Consider the following 2,076-nt stretch of genomic DNA (forward strand, 5'->3'; position numbering starts at 1 on the left):
TCCGAACCCGGAAGCTAAGCCTTTCAGCGCCGATGGTACTGCCCGGGGGACCGGGTGGGAGAGTAGGACGCCGCCGGACATAACTCCCAGGACGGGGTCACAGCTACGGCTGTGGCCCCGTTCCTGCTTTTCCGGGGAAGGTCGGCCGGGGGCACACCGGACGGGGTGCTCCCCGTGGCGAGAGCACGTTCGCCTTCACCGACGTCATAGCGTCTCCGTCGAACGAGTCCGAGCGCCGGTGGGCTTCCCGATCGAGCACCGCGACGTCGTACTGCGGAACTGCTGGGCCCGGGATCGACACGTCGGCGCGCGTGCCCCGATGGTGGCGCCCTGATTCGTCAGCTGACGCATCGGCCGCGCAGGACGCCGAGCGGCCGGCGCGCCAGAGGCGGCCGGCCGTCGGATGTGGCTGGGCGATCAGGGGACCGCGCGTCGCAGCCCCAGGTACGCCAGCGCAGCGAGCGCCACTGCGGCCACCGCGGGCAAGCCGATGGTGAAGGACTCCACCGAACGGTCGGCCAGCCAAGCCCCCAGCTCCTCCCAGGCTCGGCGCCACGTGAGCAGGAGGACGGCGGCGCCGGCCCCCACGATGAGGGCGGCGGTCAGCGCGTAGATGCCCGCCGTCCCCCACCGCTTGTACAGCACGCCCAAGCCGATCCCCATGAAGGCGAAGGCCATCATCGGGACGGCGAAGACGACGACCTGCAGAGCCGGGTTCCCGACGTCGAGGGCGCCCGGTGCCCAGAACTGGAGCCCGACCCCCCAGCCGTTCGTCGCGTTCTCGATCGCGGTGAGCCCGGCCAGGGCGACGCCGAAGACGACCGACTGGACGACCGCGACCAGCGCCGTCCCCAGGTAGAAGACCCGACGGCTGAGGCTGAGCCCCATCGCCAGCGGGAACACCATCGTCACCGCCTGGATGTAGGTCACCAGCACCGTGATGTACAGCGCGGCCAGGCCGCCGGTGTTGGAGTTGCTCGCGCTGGCGTCCAGGTCACCGACGCCCCAGATCGCCAGGTTCACGGCGAAGGCGAGCGCGACGATCGCCCAGCCGATCCCCATCGACACGAGGGGGTTGACGAGCTGGAGGCGGGCGGCGCCGAGGACACGGTTCATCGGTGGGCTCCCTGCAGGGTGGCGCGGTCGAGAGTCGAGGGTGCGGCGGGCTGTGCCGCGGCGAGGCTCATGGCGACCACCAGTCGCTGGATCGACGTCTGCTCGACGGCCAGGCCGAGGGCCGTGGCCTCCCGTCGTGCCGTCGCCGTCTCGGTCCGGACGATCGCCCGGGTCTGGCCGGCCATCGACTCCTCGTGGAGGACAGCGTGGCCGGCGCCGAAGGTGGCCACCTGGGCCGCCGGCCCGGTGACGGTCAGCGCCGTGGACCGCAGCGTCTCCGCGTCCGCATCCAGCAGCACCCGGCCGCGGTCGATGAGCAGGACGTGCTCGAGCAGGTCGCTGATCTCCTCGATGAGGTGGGTGGACAGCAGGATCGTGCGGGGGTGTTCGGCGTAGTCGGCCAGCAGTCGGTCGTAGAAGAGCTGGCGCGCGACGGCGTCCAGGCCCAGGTACGGCTCGTCGAACAGCGTGACCGGTGCACGCGAGGCCAGGCCCAGGACGATGCCGACGGCCGAGTTCATCCCCCGGGACAGCTTCTTGATCGGCCGCTTGCCGGGCAGGTCGAAGTCGGTGAGCAGCTGGTCGGCCAGTGGCTGGTCCCAGTGCGGGTACAGGTGGGCGGCCGCGGAGACGGCGTCGCAGACCCGGAAGTGGTCCGGGTACCGCTGGCCCTCCTTGATGAAGCACATGCGGCGCAGCACACCGTCGTTCTCGTACGGCGCTGCGCCGAGCACGGTCACCTGGCCTGCGGTGGGCACGCGGTGGCCGGTGAGCAGCTGCATGAGCGTGGTCTTCCCGGCGCCGTTCCGGCCGAGCAGGCCGGTGATCGTGTCCGCCTGCAGCGAGGTGGAGACGTCGGTCAGCGCGGTGTGCCCCCGGAAGCGCATGGTGACGCCCTCGAGCGTGGCGGCGACGGTCACGACCGGCCTCCCCGCTCGCGCAGCAGCTGGACGATCTCGG

The 2,076-nt window shown here is 71.5% G+C and carries 2 protein-coding genes and 1 rRNA gene; 1 reads left to right on the forward strand and 2 read right to left on the reverse strand.

Features of this window, described 5'->3' with window-relative positions; all coding sequences use genetic code 11:
- Positions 1-79, forward strand: a 5S ribosomal RNA gene (gene rrf, locus G5C62_RS26655); the annotation flags it as partial.
- Between the two features lie 338 nt (positions 80-417).
- On the opposite strand, the gene G5C62_RS26660 is transcribed toward rrf, so the two are convergent.
- Together G5C62_RS26660 and G5C62_RS26665 are read right to left on the reverse strand one after the other, a co-directional pair.
- On the reverse strand, positions 418-1,116 hold the full coding sequence (locus G5C62_RS26660; protein WP_164703363.1) for a hypothetical protein: 699 nt from the start codon (positions 1,114-1,116) through the stop codon (positions 418-420).
- The gene (locus G5C62_RS26665; RefSeq protein ID WP_206330893.1) at positions 1,113-2,036 is read right to left on the reverse strand and encodes an ABC transporter ATP-binding protein; all 924 of its coding nucleotides are present in this window, start codon (positions 2,034-2,036) and stop codon (positions 1,113-1,115) included. The genes G5C62_RS26660 and G5C62_RS26665 overlap by 4 nt, the downstream gene beginning before the upstream one ends.
- Positions 2,037-2,076 lie beyond the last annotated feature (40 nt).

This window comes from Modestobacter sp. KNN46-3 (genome assembly GCF_011039295.1).